Origin of the sequence: Halothiobacillus sp. (genome assembly GCF_027346185.1) — a bacterium.
GTDB lineage: Bacteria > Pseudomonadota > Gammaproteobacteria > Halothiobacillales > Halothiobacillaceae > Halothiobacillus.
The window spans coordinates 1-20,258 of the sequence record NZ_DAIESY010000011.1 but is presented as its reverse complement, the minus strand read 5'-3'; the positions used below and the strand labels follow the sequence as shown (position 1 = coordinate 20,258).

Genomic DNA, 20,258 nt, shown 5'->3' with positions numbered 1-20,258 from the left:
CATAATCACGCTGTGATGCGATTGAGCTATCACAGTCAGAAATCGGGGTATCGAATCCCACCTTAACGAGTCGAGGTCTACTCACCCTTCAACCCCCAGCATGATCGCGCTATCCCTCTGCGAAATCAGCCCGGCCTTGGCGTAGATGCCGAGCTTGGCGCGGGTGTCGGTGATGTCGAGGTTGCGCAGGGTGAGCTGGCCGATGCGGTCGAGCGGGCTGAACGGCGCGTCTTCCACCTTTTCCATGCTCAGGCGCTCGGGGGCGTAGGCCAGGTTGGGGCTTTCGGTATTGAGGATGGAGTAGTCGTTGCCACGGCGCAGTTCCAGCGTGACTTCGCCGGTGACGGCGCGCGCCACCCAGCGCTGGGCGGTTTCGCGCAGCATCATGGTTGCGGGTCGAACCAGTGCTACGGAGATAGACCTGACCCCCATTACTCGATACAAAACTTGATCAAGAATCCGGACCCACGTCTTTCCAATCCTCTGGCATAACGATCTTCGCGGCAATTTTCGCGTGCTCCTTGAGGAGGTACAACAAATTGCTGCCTGCCAGAAGTTCCATCGGCTTTCCGTTTGCGAACTCAAACGCTGCCTTGCCATAGCCGCTCGTTGTAACCAGGATGCCCTTGGAAGCGCCCTCGTTCTGCATCGTGCCGAACAGATCGCGTACCGCGCTCACCCCGACAGTGTTTTTGTACCGCTTGGCTTGGATAACCACCTTTCCGCCGAAGATCGGCCGTGGATCGAACGCAATGCAATCTACGCCGCCATCCCGTGAGGGCTGAGTTTGCCGCGTTTCCAGACCCATAGCCTGAAATAGGTTGGTGATCAGCGATTCGAACTCACCGGGAGTGAGTTCCATTAAATTGGGCCGTTGATCCAATGTCGAAAGCACATCACCTTCTTCAATGAACCGTGGATCAGACATATTCAACTCGAGCACAGGGCGGACCGGCACCAACTCCGCCGCGCTTTTCGATACGGTGGCATTCAACGCCCTTAGACAGGCAGCGGATTCGACATGCGCCAAGTCGATTTCACTGAAGGCGTCACGGGTAGTCCGGACAGTCACGATGCACGGGTGGATGGGCTTGCCGTTTCCGGGATTGGTGGCGTAGACGTAGCCATTGAACACAATAGTATCGATGTAGCCGCGAGAATCCGACTGAAAGACCTCGTGTATCGACCGCAATGCAGTTTGCGCCACAACGTCGGTGTACAAGGCGCGACGCTGGTTCTCCGGCCGAGCACTCTTCGAGAAGGAATCCGATGTCCTAACGTACTTCACCGACTTTAGCTTTGGAATTAGGGTGTCATATGCAGGCAGGTCATAGGCCACTATTAGCTGTTTCGATTCTGTCTGATATTCCGCTTGCACCTCTTGCGGGAAGCCATCCGGGTATGGGCTACTTCCGAGGACAGTAATAAAGTAAGAGGCCACGGCATCCGGTTCGCCTTTTGAGAACGCTTCGCGCAACTGCTCGACGGCTTTGTTGTGCTCATCGGCCTTGCGCTCGGCACGCTTCACAACTTGCTCGTGCTCGTACTGCCGTCGTTTCAGCGCTATTTGGCGTTCGTCCTCCTTCGTCCGAAACTCTCGCAAGGCCTGCTCGTAGGTCTGCTTCGCCGCATCACATCGCTTTTGGTATGCACTCTTTACCCAGGGCAAGAGGGCTGCCACGCCCTTAGGCTTTGCCGGCTCATAGGCAGTCCATCGCGGCTCCGGGGACGTCGAGACGAGATCGCTCAAGTCAATCGCGGCATACGCTGGTGTCACCTGCATCTTCGCAAAATCGATCATCGGTTCTCGGCTCAATCCTGTGAGAAGGATCTGCCTGAGTGATTGCACGTAATGTTCGATCTGCTCGTTCTGACTTTCGGCTTCAGCTAGATTGGACTCGATGTAAAGTCGCTTACGCTCCTTCTCATCTGCCTTTGCCGTACGCTCGTAATCACGCTGAGCCCGCTCCGCTTCCCGGACTGCATGCAATTGAACGCGATGTTGCATTTCTATTTCGCGCTGTTGTGCTCTGGCAGATCGCTCTATTTCCCGTACAAGCCGATTCATGCCGCTCAAAAATCCTCGGGCCATAATTCCCTCGATTGATTGCAGGTCTGGATCCATCAATCAATAGAGTCAGACTCGATTGATTTTCAAGCACCAATATACCTGTCTTTTTCTGGTACCGGAATGCCAGAGCATAACCACGTCGTTGGTTGGTTGGTTCGTTCGTGTGGATACAAGATCACATTACGTCGCCTTAATAAATCCGTGATCTGCGTCACCGTGAATGCCTATCGCAAGCTGTTTTCTCACGCTATATGAACGTGAGCAAAAAATCTCGTCTCGGATTGGAAACGTGGTGTTAAAAAGCCTGGAGGCTCTGCGCTGCGTCTTTTGGCGGTTGTGAAGAAAAATGGCATTCAGTCGAATAGCTGAAGCTACCGTTGAGGTGCAAGATCATAAGCTTGTCCGACAACCTCAGCGTACAGGTGGCGCGGGTGCTGATGGCTGCAATTGTGGAGTCTGTTGTCCGCCGTTCTGCCTCATGATGATGTTCAGAAGGTTTACGAATAAAGATTGGACGCCTGAGAGTCAAAAGAATAGGATTTAATCCTATCAAAACGAGGGAGTCCGTTATGCGAACCACCAAACAAATGAGCGTCACACTGCCCTACGACATGGCGGAGGTGGTGAAGGCCAAAGTACGCACGGGTGAATACGCCGGTTAAAGCGAAGTGATTCGTGATGGTCTGCGTGCATTGATGGCTCGGGATCGCGCCGTTGAAAACTGGTTAAGCACGATGGTTGCCCCGGCCTATGACTTATTGCAGGCCGATCCAACTCGTGCCGTCAGCGCTGACCAGATGCGCGCACGCCTGGCTGCGGAATATGCCAAAACACGATGAATTATCGTGTTGTCTTTAGCCCGGAAGCACGAGAACAACTTAGCACGCTTTTTCATTACATCGCCGAAGCGGCAACGCCTGACATCGCGGTGCGCTACACCGAAGCTATCGTAAGCTACTGTGAAAGCCTGTGCACGCTGCCTCTTCGTGGTACACAACGCGACGATGTGCGACCAGGACTCCGTATAACCAACTACGGGCACCTCGAAAAACCGTCATGAGCATGTTCGAGTGCAAGGAGCCGCGGGCTTACGCCAGCTGCGCGTAAAACGAGCACGCGAATTCAAGCGCCGCACCCGGCAGGGCTTCCGGCACGGATGGCGGAAGGGTGCGAGAACAGGACGCGCTGCAATCTGACAGCGCAGTAGGTTTTTCTAGGTGCCCCTACAAGAAACGCGCGGTGATAGCCTTTTGTGTGAATGACGAGCTCATTTCCATCCTCGGCATTTTTTACGGTGGGCAAGACTACGCATCCATCCTGCAAGACAGTCCGGACGACTGGGGCGCGGATCACTGAACGTACTCAAAGCTCTACGCTTCTCCAATCACCGGCATCTTCACATCCAGCACCAGCTCATCAAACGGCGCATGAATTTGCCCCTGCTCATTGCGTTCAAAAATGTGCCACTTCTGCCCGCGTAGGTCGGAATAGCGCAACGTATTCCGCCGCATGGAAATCAGTTTCGCGTGATACTTGGCTTGGACCGACCTCTGTCGTGCCAACAGTTTCACTCCGTCTTCACCAGCCAAAATACTTTTGACAATCTCGAGCTTGAACTCAGTTTTGTACAACTTCATAAAACCCCTTTGAAGTTTGCCCAGCTTCTGGAGGTCTGTTCAATTCCGGAGTGACTTACCCGACTTGTCGAGGGGTTGCTTGTGATGCTGGTCAGCAAATAGGTCGGTCTTGAAGGTGCTGCGTTCTTATATCGAGATTAAATCGGGTAGTGGTCAGATGGTTCGAGTTTTACCGGACGGCGCATGGGCTGGGTGAGGTTTTTCGAGGTGCCCGATTGTCCCTGTGAACGCATGAAATATCACCATATTGGGGCGGTTTTGGCGGGTGATTGCGCGATATCTGTGCGGATCCTTCTGTCAAAGGTAAGTTAAGTTGTTCATTATCAATATTTTAGAGTAGGCACAGAATCTGCTTTCCCACCGTGAAACTTTTTTTCACCAAAAGCACAAGGAGATGTTATGCCGCAAAACCATGGCGCAAAGCTTAACCTGATAAAGATGCAAGGGAGACTCCCATGAGAGTGGTAACCGCAATAATTAAACCGTTCAAACTTGATGATGTTCGAAGTGCACTTTCAAGCATTGGCGTACAAGGAATTACGACAACTGAGGTAAAAGGATTCGGGCGCCAGAAAGGGCATACGGAACTCTATCGTGGAGCCGAATACGCCATTGACTTCCTACCAAAAATTAAATTAGAGATTGCCGTTAAGGCAGACTCCCTAGATGAGGTTTTGGCAACTCTTCTTGAGTCGGCGTCGACCGGAAAAATTGGTGATGGGAAAATTTTCGTCTCTGTTCTGGAACAGGTTATACGCATTCGAACCGGTGAAACCGGTCATGATGCATTGTAAGGAGATTTATTATGAAACGTTTGATCTCGTTAGTTATCTTTCTTTCGGTGCTGATATTTGATCTGCCTTCTTTCGCAGCAGACACTACTGCATCCACCCCTCCTGCTGCAGTCGCAGTAACTACTGAAGCAACGCCCGCCGCTGCGCCAGTAGCGTTGCCTGATCCAACATTGAATAAGGGCGATATGGCTTGGATGATCGTTGCGACCTTGCTAGTCGTCATGATGGCAGCGCCAGGATTGGGCCTGTTTTATGGCGGGATGGTTCGCAGTAAAAACATGCTGTCGATTCTGATGCAGACCTTAGTAACGTTTTGTCTGCTCGGTGTTTTATGGGCGGTGTATGGCTACTCTCTTGCCTTCACAGAAGGCAATTCCTTTATCGGTGGATTCAGCAAGCTGTTCCTACAAGGCGTAACCCCTGACTCGGTGGCGGCGACTTTCAGTAAGGGCGTCGTAATTCCCGAATACATTTATATTGCCTTCCAGTTGACCTTTGCGGCGATAACGCCTGCCCTGATCGTTGGTGGTTTTGCCGAAAGGATAAAATTCACAGCTGTTCTCGCATTCATGGTGCTTTGGTTTACGTTTGCTTATTTGCCTGTCGCGCATATGGTTTGGTATTGGGCCGGCCCTGATGCTTATACCACTCAGGCTGCTGCTGATGCGGCCAGCGCGACAGCCGGATTCCTATTCCAGAAGGGAGTGCTGGATTTCGCAGGCGGAACAGTAGTCCATATCAATGCGGGTATAGCGGCGTTGGTTGGTGCCTACGTGATTGGTAAACGCATTGGTTATGGCAAAGAAACAATGGCACCACATAGTTTGACAATGACTATGATCGGGGGCTCTCTTCTTTGGGTCGGTTGGTTCGGTTTCAATGTGGGCTCAAATCTTGAAGCGAACGGTGTAGCAGGCCTCGTTTTCATGAACACCTTGCTTGCCACCTGCGCCGCAACGGTTTCTTGGTCGCTTATCGAAGGGATACGTAAAGGCAAGCCTTCAATGTTGGGCGCAGTCTCAGGTGCTATTTCAGGCTTGGTTGTGATTACACCGGCCTGTGGTTTCGTAGGCCCAATGGGTAGCATTATCATGGGTTTTTTGGGGGGATTGGTATGCTTCTGGGGCGTCAATGGTCTCAAGCGCTGGCTCGGCATTGACGACACACTGGACGTGTTTGGCGTTCATTGTGTCGGTGGAATCCTGGGTGCTATCTTGACAGGTGTGTTTGCCGCGCCGATTCTGGGTGGATCAGGTGTTTATGACTATGTAGCTGGCAAAGTTGGTGATTACAACATTGTTTCGCAAGTCATCACTCAATTCTGGGGTGTGGGTACTACGCTGATCTGGTCGGGATTGGTGGCATTTATCGCCTTTAAACTAGTCGATAAATTCATCGGCCTGCGCGTAAGCGAAGAAGAAGAGCGTGAAGGTCTTGATATTGCTTCACATGGTGAATCGGCTTATCACCATTAATAGAGAGAACCTCGAAAAACCTTTCAAGGTTCTCTAGGGAAGGTCTGCACGAATGCAGGCTTTCCCGTGCAGGGCATGGATGCCCAGCCGCTCAATGACGTAAGTCATTGAAATGCCGAGCACAAGACGGGTATGTACCGACTTGTGCGTTTCTGCACGAGGCCATGGATGGATTCGTGCAGAGGTTCCACAGAATCAAAACCTGAAAAAGAGGGCGCCTTGTGCGCCCTTTTGTTTTCGGGATATTTTTACTCTATATCGGTTCCATGATCTCTCGCCGCAGGGGGAATCAGAGCACGATTTTTTTCCAAGCGAACAAGCGAGTAGGTTGCCAGCCGAGTTGATCATAAAAACCCAGTGCTGACTCATTATCGGCATCAGCTAACAATTGCAGCCGGCCGACTCTGTTTTCCTTTGCCCATTCACTAACATGCGCAAGCAAAGCCTTACCGATACCTTGCCCGCGAAAATCTTCGTGCACCACCATATCTTCGATCCAGGCAGATCGTTCACCAATCGCCGTCGAACTCACGAGTTGTGCGCTAACCATTCCGACCACACCTTGCTGGGTATGACGGGCAACAAAAATTCGACCTTGTAAAGGATAAGCTAACAACAACGCCAAGCCACGGCGCTGGGCTACTTCATCAGGCACGAAATCCTGCTCAATAGAAAAAAGCGCAAACAACAGTGCCACCAGCGCATCAATATCTTCCGAGGTTGCAGGCCCAATATGAAAATCCATGCGCCTACTCCTCGTCCGCATGCGGATACATCAACACCGTCAGAAAACGAATAGGACATTGAACCATCTTGTCTGGTCCATGGGGTACTTTCGCATCGAAAGTCAGCGCATCACCGGGATGCAATAGGTAACGCTCCTTGCCATGACGATATTGAACAATGCCTTCGAGCATATAAATAAATTCAACACCAGGATGTTCGAATGAGGGGAAAGTTTCCGACTCTTCATCGATTGTTATAAGGAATGGTTCGAACACTTTACGAGGCCCACGGTCGTAAGCCAACAAATGATAGGTGTGCCCTTTCTTGGTGCCGCGCCGGACAACTTCCATGCCTTCCCCGCTTTTTACGAGTTGAGCACTCCCAGTTCTGTCATCGAAACCACTGAACAACTTTGCCAGTGAGACACCAAGCGCTTGGGAGAGACGTGTCAATGTTTCCAGGCTCGTTGCAGTTTGGGCATTCTCAATTTTGGACAACATCCCTCGGCTGATCCCTGCAAGATTGGCGACATCGGCGATCGTTAGACCATGTTTCTGGCGGATATCCCGAATAGCATTTCCGAGATAGCGCTCTAGACTACCTTCGCTGGATGATTCAGACACGATCTATTACCTATATAACAAAGGTTTACATTAAAACATCAGCACGAGTGTTTCATTATAGAAAAAAAAGTTGACCAAACACAATGCGTTGTGCACCATGAGAACTATAGTTTACCCTCATGAATCAAGGTGGGAGTTTATTCATGTCATTGGCTCGTCGATTTGTTCTCAAACTGTCTTGTCCAGACCGTGTTGGAATCGTTGCAGCAGTTAGCCATCTGGTTGCAAAGCATCAGGGGTGGATCACCGAAGCCAATCATCATGCCGATGCAATGGTGGGACGTTTTTTCATGCGGTTGGAAATCCTAGCCGACTCATTGCCTTTTAACATTGAGGCTTTCCGGGAACAGTTCGCACTGATCGCAGACGAATTTGACATGACTTGGAGTGTAGCCGACAGCGCACAGAAAAAACGTGTCGTGATCATGGTTTCCCGGCAAGAACACTGTCTCTATGACCTGCTGGCGCGTTGGCATGCAGACGAGTTGAATATTGAAATCCCATGCGTCATCTCCAACCACGAGACCTTTCGCGGACTGGTCGAATGGCACGGCATCCCATTTCATTACGTTCCGGTCACGCCGGAAACCAAAGAAGCCTCGTACGAGAAAATCATGGATCTGTTTGAAGAGAACGCAGGCGACGTCATGGTACTCGCCCGTTACATGCAGATTCTTCCGCCCCAAATGTGCGAGAAATACCCAGGACAGATTATCAATATCCATCACAGTTTCCTGCCGAGCTTCGTCGGAGCCAAGCCCTATCACCAGGCCTATGCCCGCGGGGTCAAGCTGATTGGCGCCACCTGCCACTTTGTGACTTCCGAACTGGATCAAGGGCCGATCATTGAGCAAGACGTTATTCGAATCGATCACTCCGATCAACCGGACGATCTTGTGCGCTACGGCAAGGATATCGAAAAAGCCGTTCTGGCCCGAGGCCTGCGCTATCACCTCGAAGATCGGGTCATTACCTTTAACAACAAGACCGTCGTTTTCCGTTAAGGAGTAATGTAATGCCCTGGCGACTTCTCCGCTTTGCGACCGCCAAAAAACATCCTGAGCCAAGGATGTTTACCACTCATAGCACCCTCAAGCCAACGTACGATGTGGTGGTGATCGGCGGTGGCGGCCATGGTCTTGCCGCTGCTTATTATCTCGGCCGCGATCATGGCATCACTAATGTGGCCGTGCTGGAAAAGGGATACATCGGTGGCGGCAATACTGGCCGTAACACGACCATCATTCGATCGAACTATCTGACGCCTGAAGGTGTCAAGTTTTACGATGAGTCAGTGAATCTGTGGAAAGACCTTTCACAGGAGTTTGATCTCAACCTGTTCTACGCTAATCGAGGGCATTTCACGCTGGCCCACAGCGACTCAGCCTTGCGCACCATGCGCTGGCGTGCCGAAGTGAACAAGCATTATGGCGTTGATTCAGAAGTGGTTGGACCAGATTTTGTCAAAAAGTCGGTACCAATGATCGACCTTTCCTGCGGTGGTCACGCGCCGATTTTAGGTGCGCTCTACCATGCGCCGGGATCAGTGGCTCGCCACGATGCTGTCGCATGGGGATATGGTCGCGGCGCTGATCAGCGCGGCGCCGAGATTCACCAGCAGACCGAAGTGCTGAGTATCGATATCAAAGGCGGAAAAGTCTGTGGTGTTCAGACTTCGCGTGGCTACATCGCCACCAACAAGGTCCTCTGTGCCGTGGCGGGGTTCACGCCCCGTATTCTCGACATGGTCGATCTCAAAACACCGATATACATTCATCCATTACAGGCGATGGTGAGTGAGCCGCTCAAACCTTGGCTCGATCCGATCCTCGTTTCAGGCAGCCTGCACATCTATGTCAGTCAGTCTGCGCGTGGCGAACTGGTCATGGGTGCCTCGCTTGATCCTTATGAATTGCACTCAACGCGATCCACGCTCGATTTTACCGAAGGCCTGTCTGCACACATGCTCGACATGTTCCCTTTCCTGTCGCATGTCAAGGTCATGCGTCAATGGGCTGGGATGGCAGACATGACGCCGGATTTTGCACCTGTCATGGGGAAAACGCCCATCGAGGGCTTCTATCTCGATGCGGGTTGGGGTACCTGGGGATTCAAGGCAACCCCAGTCAGCGGCAAGACCATGGCGCACACCGTTGCCACCGATAAACCTCATCCTTTGATCCATGGTTTTTCCCTCGATCGCTTCCGCAACTATTCGCTTACCGGCGAAAAAGGCGCTGCATCGGTGGGCCATTAGGAGATCCGACGCATGAAAATCATGACTTGCCCGATTAACGGCCCTCGCCCGGTTTCTGAGTTCTTTTATTGGGGGGAAATCCGGCCGATGCCCGATCCAGATACCTGCAGCGACGATGTTTGGGCCGATTATGTCTTCAACCGTAATGGCGCACCCGGCGTCAAGAAGGAATGGTGGTGTCATATCGCCAGCAATACTTGGTTCGTTGCAGAGCGGGATACCGCAAAAGATTGGGTTTTACGCACTTACCTAATCGGAGATGAATCGTGATTCGCTTACCGCCCGTTCCGGGTGAATGGATCGACCGCAGCACGGTGGTTCCTTTTACCTTTGAAGGAAAGACATATCAAGGCTATGCGGGCGACACCATTTCAAGCGCCTTGCTTGGAGCAGGTGAAAAAGTGCTCGGTCGGAGCTTTAAATATCACCGGGCGCGCGGCGTATTGTCGTTGGCCAACCATGATGTCAACGCTGTCTGTCAGTGGGGTGATCGCCCCAATGTGCGTGCGGATGTCACGCAGCTACAAGCAAACATGAATCTCACGGCTGTGAATACATTTGGCGGTTTGGACTCTGACAAGGCCAGGATATTGGGCACCTTCGCACGCTTCATGCCCGTGGGCTTCTATTACAAGGCCTTCCACAGCAAACTTCTGTTCCCATTGTGGGAACGGATGTTCCGTGGCATGACCGGCCTAGGTAAGGTCAGTTTTGACACGCCACACATTCGCACGCCAAAACGTTACGATTTTTGCGACGTTCTGGTCATTGGTGCCGGGGCATCCGGGCTTGTTGCCGCACTGACTGCAGCCGAACAGGGTGCGGAAGTAACCCTTATTGACGAAAACAACCGTGCTGGCGGGAGCGGTGGTTATGCCCTCGGTGCAGAAGCTTCCCGAATGGAACAAATGACTGAGCAGCTGAACAAGGTGCTGGCTCATCCCCGAATTCGGTTACTCACCAATACTTATGCTGCTGGTTATTACACCGATCACTGGATTGCGCTGGTTTGTAGTGATGTGTTAATCAAAATGCGCGCGAAAAGCGTGGTGGTTGCCACAGGGGGTTATGAACAGCCCGCCGTGTTCCGCAACAATGATCTGCCGGGGATTATGCTGGCTTCCGCTGCGCAACGATTGCTCTATCGTTATGCGGTGCGTCCAATGCAGCGAGCCGTAGTACTCACGGCCAATCAGGATGGCTACCGGGCGGCATTAGATCTCTCTGCACAGGGCGTTGAAGTGGTAGCCGTAGTGGATTTACGCCCGGACCACTTGGACGGCGAGCCCGAACAGAGGGTCATCGCTCTGGGAATTCGTGTGCTATCTGGGTATCGCATTATTGAAGCGCTGCCGGGTGCGAAGGGGAAATCGGTGGCAGGCGCACGGGTAGGCAATGGCAAATCCGAATCTGAAACATTGCCTTGCGACGGGATTGTCATGAGTGTCGGTTGGGCGCCGGCTGCCAACCTGCTCTACCAAGCCGGGACCCGCATGCGTTACACACAATCACTTGAACAGTTCGTACCCGACATTCTGCCGCCCGGTGTTTTTGCCTGTGGTCGGGTCAATGGTGTACATACGCTGTCCGCGCGCCGACTGGATGGTCAGCGCGCCGGAAGCGCCGCCGCCGCACACGCCGGTTTTGGTGATATCCGGGAGATTGTCATTCCGGCCGAGACGGAATGCCCAACCCATCCTTGGCCGATCGTCGCGCATCCGCAGGGTAAAAATTTTGTTGATTTCGACGAGGATCTTCAGCTCAAGGATTTCGAGAACGCAGTCCAGGAAGGGTTCGACAATATTGAACTGCTGAAACGGTTTTCCACGGTCGGCATGGGGCCGAGTCAGGGCAAACATTCGAACATGAATGCCCTGCGTATTCTCGCGAAGTTGACCGGCAAAGAACCGCAGGAAGTCGGCACCACCACATCCCGCCCATTCTTTCATCCGGTGCCGATGTCGCTGCTCGGTGGCCGGGGATTTAGCCCGGAGCGGCGCACGCCAATGCATTCCCGCCACACGGCTTTTGGTGCTGAATGGATGATGGCCGGGGTCTGGCAACGGCCGGAATATTACCGGCGCGCAGGCAAGGATCGGCTGCAATGTATCCAGGATGAAGCTGTGGCCGTGCGCCAGAACGTGGGCCTGATCGATGTCGGTACGCTCGGAAAACTCGAAGTCATCGGTCCGCAAGCTGCCGAGTTGTTGGAGCGGGTTTACATCTCCAATTACGCGAACCTCAAGGTTGGCATGACCCGTTACGCAGTCATGTGTGACGAGTCTGGCGTGGTAGTGGACGACGGTGTGGTTGGCCGTCTGGCCGAAGATCATTTCTATTTCACGACGACGACATCTGGCGCGGCCACCATTTATCGCGAGTTATCGCGACTGAATACGATGTGGCAGCTCGACTGTGGCATCGTCAATCACACGGGATCGTTTGCCGCAGTGAATCTTGCCGGACCTCAATCGCGCGCACTACTTTCCCGATTGACCCCACTAGATCTGTCTGCTGCGGCCTTCCCTTACCTCGCCTTGAGGGAGGGCGTCGTAGCAGGTATTCCAGCCCGACTGATGCGGGTTGGTTTTGTCGGAGAATGGGGCTACGAAATCCACGTTCCGGCCAATCAGGGCTGCGCGATCTGGGATGCCCTGATTGCGGCCGGCAAGGAATTTGATCTTCGACCGTTTGGAGTCGAAGCGCAGCGACTGCTTCGCCTTGAGAAGGGACACATCATCATCGGCCAAGATACCGATGGCCTTACCAATCCGTTCGATGTCGGCTTGGAATGGGCTTTGAAGATGAACAAACCTTTCTTCATCGGCCAGCGCAGTCTGCGTGTCATTGACCGCCAGACTCGCAAGCAGAAGCTGGTCGGCTTCATCCTTGATGCCCAATTCAACAGTTCGGTGCCGCAAGAATGTCATTTGGTGATCGACCGCGGCGAGATTGCCGGGCGGGTAACGAGCATCGCCTGGAGTGCAACGCTCGGGTGCCATATCGGTCTGGCCTTCGTCCGCCCGGAACTGGCCGAGGCAAACACCACAATCAATATTCGTCTGACCGATCGCACTACGGTTTCGGCCAAAATTGCCAGAACCCCCTTCTACGATCCGGACAACCTCAAGCAGAAGGAGCCCGCATGAAAAGCCCCTCACCATTGAGTCCAATCCACGATGTCCTGCTGGCTAAAGCCTCTGCATGGAGTGACTCGGATTCGTTACCACCTTCAGTTCGAAAGTTTGATGCCCGCGATCCGCAAAAAGCCACCCTGCTTGGCGTTGCCGACCTTTCACATCTGCCGCGCACGGGCGCCAAGGGTGCTGGCGCAGCAGGATGGCTAGCCGATCTGGGGCTGCCGCTACCATCCCGCCCGAACAGCTGGCTCGCGCTCCCCGATGGCGGGCTGATCAGTCGCCTGGGCCGAACCGAATATTTGATCGAGAGCAACCCAACGCTCGTCGCGCAAATCATGCAAACCCCACGCTCGCCAGGAGTCTATCCGGTGCTGCGTCAGGATGCGGCCTTCGCGCTTTGCGGCAGCCGGGTCAACGAGCTCCTGTTGCAGACCTGCAATGTCGATTTTCGCTGTCTGGCTGCCGACCCTGAACAACTGGTGCTGACCTCGATGGCCGGCGTCAGCATCCTGGTACTTGCTACCGGTGACAAAATCCACCCCGTTTTTCGACTGTGGTGCGATGGCACCTACGGCCCTTATCTCTGGGAAACCCTGACGGGCATCGCAGAAGAGCTCGGTGGTGGCGGCATTGGTCTGGATGCTCTGCCATGAACCCGTTTACCCCCATCACTTCAAACCCCATTTGGGAGAGCTAACATGACCCCTGCTGAAGCGAAGGTATTTCTTGCGGACAATAACGTTAAATACGTCCTTGCCCAGTTTGTTGATATTCACGGCACCGCCAGGGCCAAGTCTGTGCCAGTGGACCACTTCGACGACATCATCACCCAGGGTGCTGGGTTCGCCGGGTTCGCTATCTGGGGGATGGGCATCGAACCACATGGGCCGGACTACATGGCGGTTGGCGATCTTGATACGTTATCTCTCGTACCTTGGCAACCCGGCTACGCCCGCATTGTCTGCGATGGGCACGTCCATGATGAGCCGTGGGCCATTGATGCCCGCGTTACGCTGAAAAATCAGTTGAAGCACCTGGAAGAAAAGGGCCTGACTTTCTACACTGGCTTGGAACCCGAGTTTTCGTTGCTCAAAAAGGGGCCAGATGGCCAGATCCAACCGTATGACAACAGCGACACGCAGGCCAAACCATGCTACGACTACAAGGGGTTGTCCCGTTCGCGCGCCTTTCTGGAAAAACTCACCGACAGCATCAAGGCGGTCGGGATCGATGCCTATCAGATCGACCATGAGGATGCCAACGGCCAGTTCGAGATCAATTACGCTTTCGAAGACTGCCTCAGCTCCTGCGACAACTACATTTTCTTCAAGATGGCGGCCTGCGAAATCGCCAACGAAATGGGCTTGATCTGCTCCTTCATGCCCAAGCCATTTGCGACCAGTCCGGGCAATGGCATGCATATGCACATGTCGCTTGGCGACGGTCAACGCAACCTGTTCCAGGACAAGAACGACCCTCAGGGTATGGATCTGTCGAAACTGGCCTATCAATTCATGGCGGGTGTGCTCAGGCACGCACCTGCACTGGCTGCGATCTGCGCGCCAACCGTCAATTCCTATAAGCGGCTGGTGGTTGGTCGGTCGCTGACCGGTGCAACCTGGGCACCGGCCTATATCGGCTATGGCGACAACAACCGTTCTTCTCTGATTCGCATTCCGGGGGGGCGTCTCGAATTGCGTCTACCGGACGGATCATGCAACCCCTATTTGGCGACCGCCGCGGTCATTGCTGCGGGCCTGGATGGTATTGAAAAAAATTTGGACCCCGGTAAGCCGCACAACATGAATCTTTATGATTTGTCACCCGCAGATTTGAAAAACGAGGGTATCGAGATTCTGCCACAGAATCTGCATGAAGCATTAAAAGCGTTGGAGGAAGACGCCGTGCTCTGCGCCGCGCTCGGCCCGGTGGCGGCAGAGTTCCTCAAGCTCAAACACATGGAGTGGGTGGAATACATGCGGCATGTTTCGGACTGGGAAATCAAGAATTATCTGGAATTTTTCTAGGGATATGCTGATTTATTCCGTCCTTGGAATAAATCAGCTCGCTCATCGCGGTGCACGCCCGCGATGGCTCTCACGAATCAAAGACTTACGTCTTTGTTCGTGTTGGAGCATCCTGCCCCAAGCGGGAAGCGCTGAATAAATCAGCGCTTCCCTAAGACTCACACCACAGCCCGCCCCACTGGGCTGTCCTTAGCGATGGGAGAACATCATGTGTGGAATTGTTGGATTATTGGTTAAGTCACCGCCTCTGCGCGCGCGGCTGGGTGAGTTGATGGTGCCGATGCTGATCGGCATGACCGAGCGCGGCTCTGATTCGGCCGGCCTGGCGGTATTCACGCCCCCCCTGCCGGTCGGCGAGCGCAAGATCAGCGTCTATTCCGGGTTGACCGAGGCTGGCGCCGATTTCAACTGGCAGGGTTTGGCACACGATCTGAAATCGCATCTGGGCACCACGGTGACCGTGGATGTCCGGGGCAATCACGCCATTCTGACCACTAGCTTCGATCCCGAAGCCATCAAGCGATGGATTAAGGAGCATCATTCGAAGTTGCAGTTTCTGTCGACTGGGCGGAGCATCGACCTCTATAAAGATATTGGAACCCCGGCGGAAGTAGCTGCACGCTACGACTTTGCGAGCTTGAAAGGCAGCCATCTGGTCGGGCATACGCGGATGGCGACTGAATCAGCAGTAACCCCAGAACGTGCCCACCCGTTCACGGCAGGCGAAGACTTCTGCCTTGTGCACAATGGCTCGCTGTCCAACCCTCATGGCATTCGCCGGATGCTGGAACCTCATGGCATCACATTCGAAACCGATAACGATACCGAAGCCGCCTGCCGTTTTCTGGAATGGCGCTTGCGCGAGGGTGATGATCTGGAGGTGGCGCTGCAGAAAGGTTTTGAGGAGCTGGATGGTTTCTACACCTTCCTGATGGGCACGCCGGACGAATTGGCGCTGATCCGCGACCCCTTTGCCTGCAAACCGGCCTTGGTTGCCGAGACAGACGATTATGTGGCAATTGCCTCGGAATTCCGTTCACTTGCTCATCTACCTGACATCAAAAATGCCCACGTTTTCGAGCCCGCGCCCGAGGAGATGTACGTATGGAAAGCATGATTTTTGATCTGGCAACAACCCCACTCCGCGAGCTTAACCAGTTTCTGCATCACGAGGCTAAAACTGGAGCAGTTGAGAAGGTTGTTGTGCTCAATCCCGATGGTGCGCACAACATCGCTGTGGGTTTGGACTGCCCCGTAGAAGTCGAGGTGAAGGGGCATGCCGGTTATTACGCAGGCGGCATGAACAAGACCGGCAGCGTCATCATCCGTGGCAGCGCCGGAACGGGCGTCGCTGAGAACATGATGAGCGGCAAGGTACACGTCAAAGGCTTCGCCTCCAACGGTGCCGGTGCATCCGCGCACGGTGGCCTACTGGTTATCGACGGCGATGCAGGACTTCGCTGCGGTATCTCTCTCAAAGGCGGCGATATCGTGGTAGGTGGTTCCGTGGGGAGTTTCTCCGCCTTTATGGCACAGGCGGGGCGCATGGTCATTTGCGGTGATGCCGGCGATGCTCTTGGTGACTCTCTATATGAAGCAGTGATCTATGTGCGCGGCAAGATTAAATCACTCGGCGCTGACACCCATATTGAACCGATGAGCGAAGACGATCTGGCCGCCGTAGCCGATTTGCTGGCTCAGGCCGGAATGGAACATGCACCGAGTGAGTTCAAGCGGATCGCATCCAAGCGCGAGTTATATCACTGGAACGCCGACGCCAATCAGGAATATTGAGGACCCAATTATGGAAACAAAACCCGAACAACTCAAACACATTTCCCGTGAAGAATCGGCTGGTTACGATCATAAGACCCAGGATTATATTCGTAATGCGGCTGCCCACGGTCTCTATGAAATTCGAGGCTTAGGCGCTAAGCGCAAGTTGCCGAATTTTGACGATTTAGTGTTCCTCGGGGCTTCACTGTCGCGCTACCCACTTGAGGGTTACCGAGAAAAGTGCGTCACTAAAACCCTGCTTGGTACTCGTTTTGCGAAGAAACCCATCGAACTTGAAATTCCGATCACCATTGCCGGCATGAGCTTTGGTTCGCTCTCGGCCCATGTCAAGGAATCATTAGGTCGTGCCGCTTCTGAGTTGGGTACCTCAACGACTACCGGGGATGGCGGGATGACCCAGGAAGAGCGTCTATCTTCCAAAACGCTGGTTTATCAGTGCCTACCTTCTCGTTATGGCTTCAATCCAGACGATGTCCGTCGGGCAGATGCGATCGAAGTTGTCATCGGGCAAGGTGCAAAACCGGGCGGCGGCGGTATGTTGTTAGGACAGAAGGTCAGTTCGCGCGTCGCTAAGATGCGTGCCTTGCCAGAAGGCATCGATCAGCGCTCGGCCTGTCGTCATCCGGACTGGACGGGTCCAGACGATCTGGCTATCAAAATTCATGAATTGCGCGAGATGACGGATTGGGAGAAACCTATCTACGTCAAGGTGGGGGCGACCCGAACCTTTCACGATGTCAAATTGGCCGTTCACGCGGGCGCTGATGTGATTGTGGTAGATGGTATGCAAGGCGGAACGGCGGCCACACAGACCTGTTTTATTGAGCATGTCGGAATCCCGACTTTGGCAGCGCTGCGACAGGCAGTCGAAGCATTAGAGGACCTTAATATGAAAGGTACCGTGCAGTTGATTGTTTCCGGAGGGATTCGTACCGGGGCCGATGTCGCCAAGGCATTGGCCATGGGGGCGGATGCTGTTGCCATCGGCCAAGGCGTGCTGGTCGCCCTAGGCTGCAACAGCGAGTCATACATCCAGAACGGACAACATCTATCTGCTGAAAAAGACTATGCGGCATTGGGAACGGCGCCTGGCTTTTGTCATCACTGCCACACGGGCAAATGCCCCGTGGGCATCACAACCCAAGATGCCATCCTCGAGCAGCGACTTCAGCCGGAGATTGGCGCCAAACGCCTGCGTAATTATCTGAAAACCCTGAATATGGAGCTGACTACTATCGCTCGCGCTTGCGGCAAGCAGAATGTTCATCACTTGGAAAGAGAGGATTTGGTTGCTTTAACCGTAGAGGCTGCGGCAATGGCGCGCCTGCCTCTTGCTGGAACGGACTGGGTCCCTGGTATGGCAGGTTACTGATCAACTTGCCTTGTAAACAATTTACTCAATTATTGAATGGGGTATGTGCAAATGGGTAATCCCCCCAGAAAATAGCGGTATTCAGAAGTGGAATTTTCTCGAGAAGTAAACGCAGGGGATTTCCGATAAAAAATTCACGATATACCGATAGTCAGATACTGAGCATCCTCAAGCAGACAGAGGCTGGCTCGCCCATGCCAAGCTTGTGCCTAGCCTTGTGCCAGGCTTGACGCTGGGAGCATGGCATGAGCAGCGCCACCTTATTGTATATGGCGTTCCAAATTTGGCGGCATGGATGCGTCATTGATGGCGCGGCTCAGGGAACTGTAAGAGGAGAACCGTCGGCTGAAGAAAATGTATGCCGAGGAGCTTATCAAGTTCGAGATACGGAGATGTATCCAGCCGCAATGAACTCACGCCCCAAAAGAAAATTATTCAAATCGCACATATGCGATTGATTTGATTACCGCATCCGCCTTGGTGGGCTCAGATCATGGATGATCTGAGGGCACGAAAACAGGATGATTTGAGGGCCGTATCCGCCTTGGCGGGCTCAGATCATGGATGATCTGAGGGCACGAAAACAGGATGCGCGGCACCACTTCCCTGTAATGCCCCTAAGTAAGCGTTTTCCACTCCGATATCGGATTACCAAGTCTTCATGATCCGGTCACCTTGTGGATAAGTGCCCTTTGTTAAGGTGATCTTGCATCAACGAAATCGTTGATCACCACCTGAAACCAATGAGGTACGTATCATGAAATCACGTTATATCATCGCAAGCATCACCGGCGTCAGCCTTTCGCTGATGGGCATTGTTGGCGCGCAGGCCTATAGCGGAGAAAACCTCGCCAAGCACGCAAAGATCACCATGACTGAAGCCCAGGGCATCGCCCTGAAAGCACGCCCGGGGACAATCACGGACGAGGAGCTGGAAAAAGAGAAGGGCGGTAGCGGGTTGCGGTATTCTTTCGATATCAAAGGGACAGACAAGGTTGTCTATGAAGTTGGCGTCGATGCCCAGACAGGTTCTGTGCTCGAAAACGACAAGGAAAGTTCGCATCCCGATTAACATTCGGATCGAGTCTTGAGTTAAAAATGATCCGGCTCTCAACAGAAGCTCTGTTGCGGCCGGATTTTTTTCTGAGGCGTGGTTCGGTAAGCCTGAGCGTAATCGAAGCACGATATGACTTTCTTTACCGTAGATTAGACTCTACCGCCTCTAAGTCGATATATACCGTAGGAATACTGGAAATTAATGTGTTAGATCAGTGGTTGCAATCTTTGATGCCTTTTATCCAGCACTTGAGTGGCTGGATTTACTGGATCGCCTTTTTGGCAGCGCTCGTAGAAACGGTGCTGGTCGTCGGGTTGTTTCTGCCCGGATCTACCTTGTTGTTGTTGTTGGGGGCTTTGTCCGCAGGCAGCGGAGGCCCGAGTTTCCTCTGGCTGTTTATTTTCGCCGTGGCCGGTGCGACGCTGGGCGATAACGTCAATTACACGCTCGGTCGACGCTACGGGCGTCGCTGGACAGAAAACGGGCTTTGGTTGCTTCGTCGTGAGCACATCGAGAAGGCGCACGAATTTTTTTCAAAGCACGGTGGAAAAAGTGTCTTTTTCGCACGATTCATTCCCAGTCTGAAAGAGGTTGCGCCCTTTGTGGCGGGCACCGTCGGTATGTCGCGTGGCTGGTTTTTTATCTGGAATCTGCTCGGCGCCCTGGGTTGGGGGCTGCAGTGGGTTGGCGCGGGCTACGTGTTCGCGCGTTCCCTGACGCTGGCGCAGCAATGGATGTCACGGGCCGGATTGGGCGTGGCGTTACTTGCGATTTTGGTTCTACTTTTTTGGTATCTGCGGCGCTGGATGCTACGCAATGGCCCGGCTTGGTGGGCTGCCGTCGTTTCTGTATCACACGCGCTGGCCGAGACCCTACGCGAAAACCCGGAATTAGTAGCCAGGGTGCGGGCGCATCCGCGTTTGTTCGGGTTTCTTGGAGCACGCCTGAACCGTCAACAGTTCAGCGGCCTTCCACTTACTCTGTTCGGCGTGGCATTCCTCTATCTTTTGCTGTTGTTCGGTGGCCTTGTCGAAGATCTGATCGTGTCCGACCCAATTGTCGCCCTGGATCACAGCGTGGCCGAAGTCATGGTCGCGCTACGCGCCCCCGCGTGGGAGACGGCGGCAATGTGGGTGAGTAATATCGGGGTTTGGCAGGTCGTCGTGGCCATTGTGCTGGTTTCGAGCATTTGGCTGTGGTTGTCGCGGCGACGATTTTACATACTGCCGCTTTTGATCTCGGTGAGTGGCAGCACCTTGTTTGCCTTTGCCGGCAAATGGGC

General features: G+C 53.6%; 20 protein-coding genes and 1 pseudogene. 16 read left to right on the top strand and 5 right to left on the bottom strand.

What is annotated here, in order from left to right:
* Positions 1–81: 81 nt before the first annotated feature.
* Together M7R55_RS01175 and M7R55_RS01170 are read right to left on the bottom strand one after the other, a co-directional pair.
* Positions 82–387, bottom strand: a complete 306-nt coding sequence (locus M7R55_RS01175) for a hypothetical protein (protein ID WP_298217745.1) — start codon at positions 385–387, stop codon at positions 82–84.
* A gap of 64 nt (positions 388–451) precedes the next feature.
* Entirely contained in the window at positions 452–2,068 is a 1,617-nt protein-coding gene (locus M7R55_RS01170) for a restriction endonuclease (protein ID WP_298217744.1), read from the bottom strand.
* Positions 2,069–2,739: 671 nt separating this feature from the next.
* Between M7R55_RS01170 and M7R55_RS01165 the strand changes: the two genes are divergently transcribed.
* Entirely contained in the window at positions 2,740–2,910 is a 171-nt protein-coding gene (locus M7R55_RS01165) for a hypothetical protein (RefSeq protein WP_298217741.1), read from the top strand.
* The gene (locus M7R55_RS01160; RefSeq protein ID WP_298217740.1) at positions 2,907–3,131 is read left to right on the top strand and encodes a type II toxin-antitoxin system RelE/ParE family toxin; all 225 of its coding nucleotides are present in this window, start codon (positions 2,907–2,909) and stop codon (positions 3,129–3,131) included. Before M7R55_RS01165 ends, M7R55_RS01160 begins: the two co-directional genes overlap by 4 nt.
* Positions 3,132–3,441: 310 nt before the next feature.
* Here M7R55_RS01160 and M7R55_RS01155 read toward each other — a convergent pair whose 3' ends face one another.
* Positions 3,442–3,708 (bottom strand): hypothetical protein, encoded by a 267-nt coding sequence (locus M7R55_RS01155; protein ID WP_298217739.1) that lies wholly within the window; start codon positions 3,706–3,708, stop codon positions 3,442–3,444.
* Positions 3,709–4,163: 455 nt separating this feature from the next.
* Here M7R55_RS01155 and M7R55_RS01150 point away from each other — a divergent pair, with 455 nt between their 5' ends.
* The gene (locus M7R55_RS01150) at positions 4,164–4,502 is read left to right on the top strand and encodes a P-II family nitrogen regulator (protein WP_298217738.1); all 339 of its coding nucleotides are present in this window, start codon (positions 4,164–4,166) and stop codon (positions 4,500–4,502) included.
* Positions 4,503–4,513: 11 nt separating this feature from the next.
* Positions 4,514–5,977 carry an ammonium transporter gene (locus M7R55_RS01145; RefSeq protein ID WP_298217737.1) on the top strand — a complete coding sequence of 488 codons (1,464 nt, stop codon included), beginning with the start codon at positions 4,514–4,516 and terminating at the stop codon, positions 5,975–5,977.
* Positions 5,978–6,266: 289 nt separating this feature from the next.
* Here M7R55_RS01145 and M7R55_RS01140 read toward each other — a convergent pair whose 3' ends face one another.
* Together M7R55_RS01140 and M7R55_RS01135 are read right to left on the bottom strand one after the other, a co-directional pair.
* Positions 6,267–6,722 (bottom strand): GNAT family N-acetyltransferase, encoded by a 456-nt coding sequence (locus tag M7R55_RS01140; RefSeq protein ID WP_298217736.1) that lies wholly within the window; start codon positions 6,720–6,722, stop codon positions 6,267–6,269.
* A gap of 4 nt (positions 6,723–6,726) precedes the next feature.
* On the bottom strand, positions 6,727–7,326 hold the full coding sequence (locus M7R55_RS01135) for an XRE family transcriptional regulator (RefSeq protein ID WP_298217735.1): 600 nt from the start codon (positions 7,324–7,326) through the stop codon (positions 6,727–6,729).
* A gap of 143 nt (positions 7,327–7,469) precedes the next feature.
* Between M7R55_RS01135 and purU the strand changes: the two genes are divergently transcribed.
* From purU to M7R55_RS01075, 12 genes and pseudogenes are all read left to right on the top strand, one after another.
* The gene (gene purU, locus M7R55_RS01130) at positions 7,470–8,330 is read left to right on the top strand and encodes a formyltetrahydrofolate deformylase (RefSeq protein WP_298217733.1); all 861 of its coding nucleotides are present in this window, start codon (positions 7,470–7,472) and stop codon (positions 8,328–8,330) included.
* Positions 8,331–8,395: 65 nt separating this feature from the next.
* Entirely contained in the window at positions 8,396–9,583 is a 1,188-nt protein-coding gene (locus M7R55_RS01125; RefSeq protein WP_298217731.1) for an FAD-dependent oxidoreductase, read from the top strand.
* Between the two features lie 12 nt (positions 9,584–9,595).
* A complete protein-coding gene (locus tag M7R55_RS01120) occupies positions 9,596–9,853 on the top strand; it encodes a sarcosine oxidase subunit delta (protein ID WP_298217729.1) in 258 nt (85 codons plus the stop codon).
* Complete coding sequence (locus M7R55_RS01115) at positions 9,850–12,732, top strand: 2Fe-2S iron-sulfur cluster-binding protein (protein ID WP_298217728.1); 2,883 nt, start codon at positions 9,850–9,852, stop codon at positions 12,730–12,732. The genes M7R55_RS01120 and M7R55_RS01115 overlap by 4 nt, the downstream gene beginning before the upstream one ends.
* Positions 12,729–13,376, top strand: a complete 648-nt coding sequence (locus tag M7R55_RS01110; RefSeq protein ID WP_298217727.1) for a hypothetical protein — start codon at positions 12,729–12,731, stop codon at positions 13,374–13,376. The genes M7R55_RS01115 and M7R55_RS01110 overlap by 4 nt, the downstream gene beginning before the upstream one ends.
* Before the next feature lie 45 nt (positions 13,377–13,421).
* Positions 13,422–14,750 (top strand): type III glutamate--ammonia ligase, encoded by a 1,329-nt coding sequence (gene glnT, locus M7R55_RS01105; RefSeq protein ID WP_298217725.1) that lies wholly within the window; start codon positions 13,422–13,424, stop codon positions 14,748–14,750.
* A gap of 208 nt (positions 14,751–14,958) precedes the next feature.
* Positions 14,959–15,867 (top strand): class II glutamine amidotransferase, encoded by a 909-nt coding sequence (locus M7R55_RS01100; protein ID WP_298217723.1) that lies wholly within the window; start codon positions 14,959–14,961, stop codon positions 15,865–15,867.
* The gene (locus M7R55_RS01095) at positions 15,855–16,544 is read left to right on the top strand and encodes a protein glxC (RefSeq protein ID WP_298217722.1); all 690 of its coding nucleotides are present in this window, start codon (positions 15,855–15,857) and stop codon (positions 16,542–16,544) included. Before M7R55_RS01100 ends, M7R55_RS01095 begins: the two co-directional genes overlap by 13 nt.
* A 10-nt stretch (positions 16,545–16,554) precedes the next feature.
* Entirely contained in the window at positions 16,555–17,919 is a 1,365-nt protein-coding gene (locus M7R55_RS01090; RefSeq protein WP_298217720.1) for an FMN-binding glutamate synthase family protein, read from the top strand.
* A 125-nt stretch (positions 17,920–18,044) separates the two neighbouring features.
* Positions 18,045–18,246 (top strand): annotated as a pseudogene (locus M7R55_RS01085) (transposase); the annotation flags it as partial.
* Between the two features lie 430 nt (positions 18,247–18,676).
* Positions 18,677–18,991, top strand: coding sequence for a PepSY domain-containing protein (locus tag M7R55_RS01080; protein WP_298217719.1), 315 nt, complete (start codon positions 18,677–18,679; stop codon positions 18,989–18,991).
* Positions 18,992–19,206: 215 nt separating this feature from the next.
* A partial coding sequence (locus M7R55_RS01075; protein ID WP_298217718.1) for a DedA family protein occupies positions 19,207–20,258 on the top strand: 1,052 nt, incomplete at its 3' end.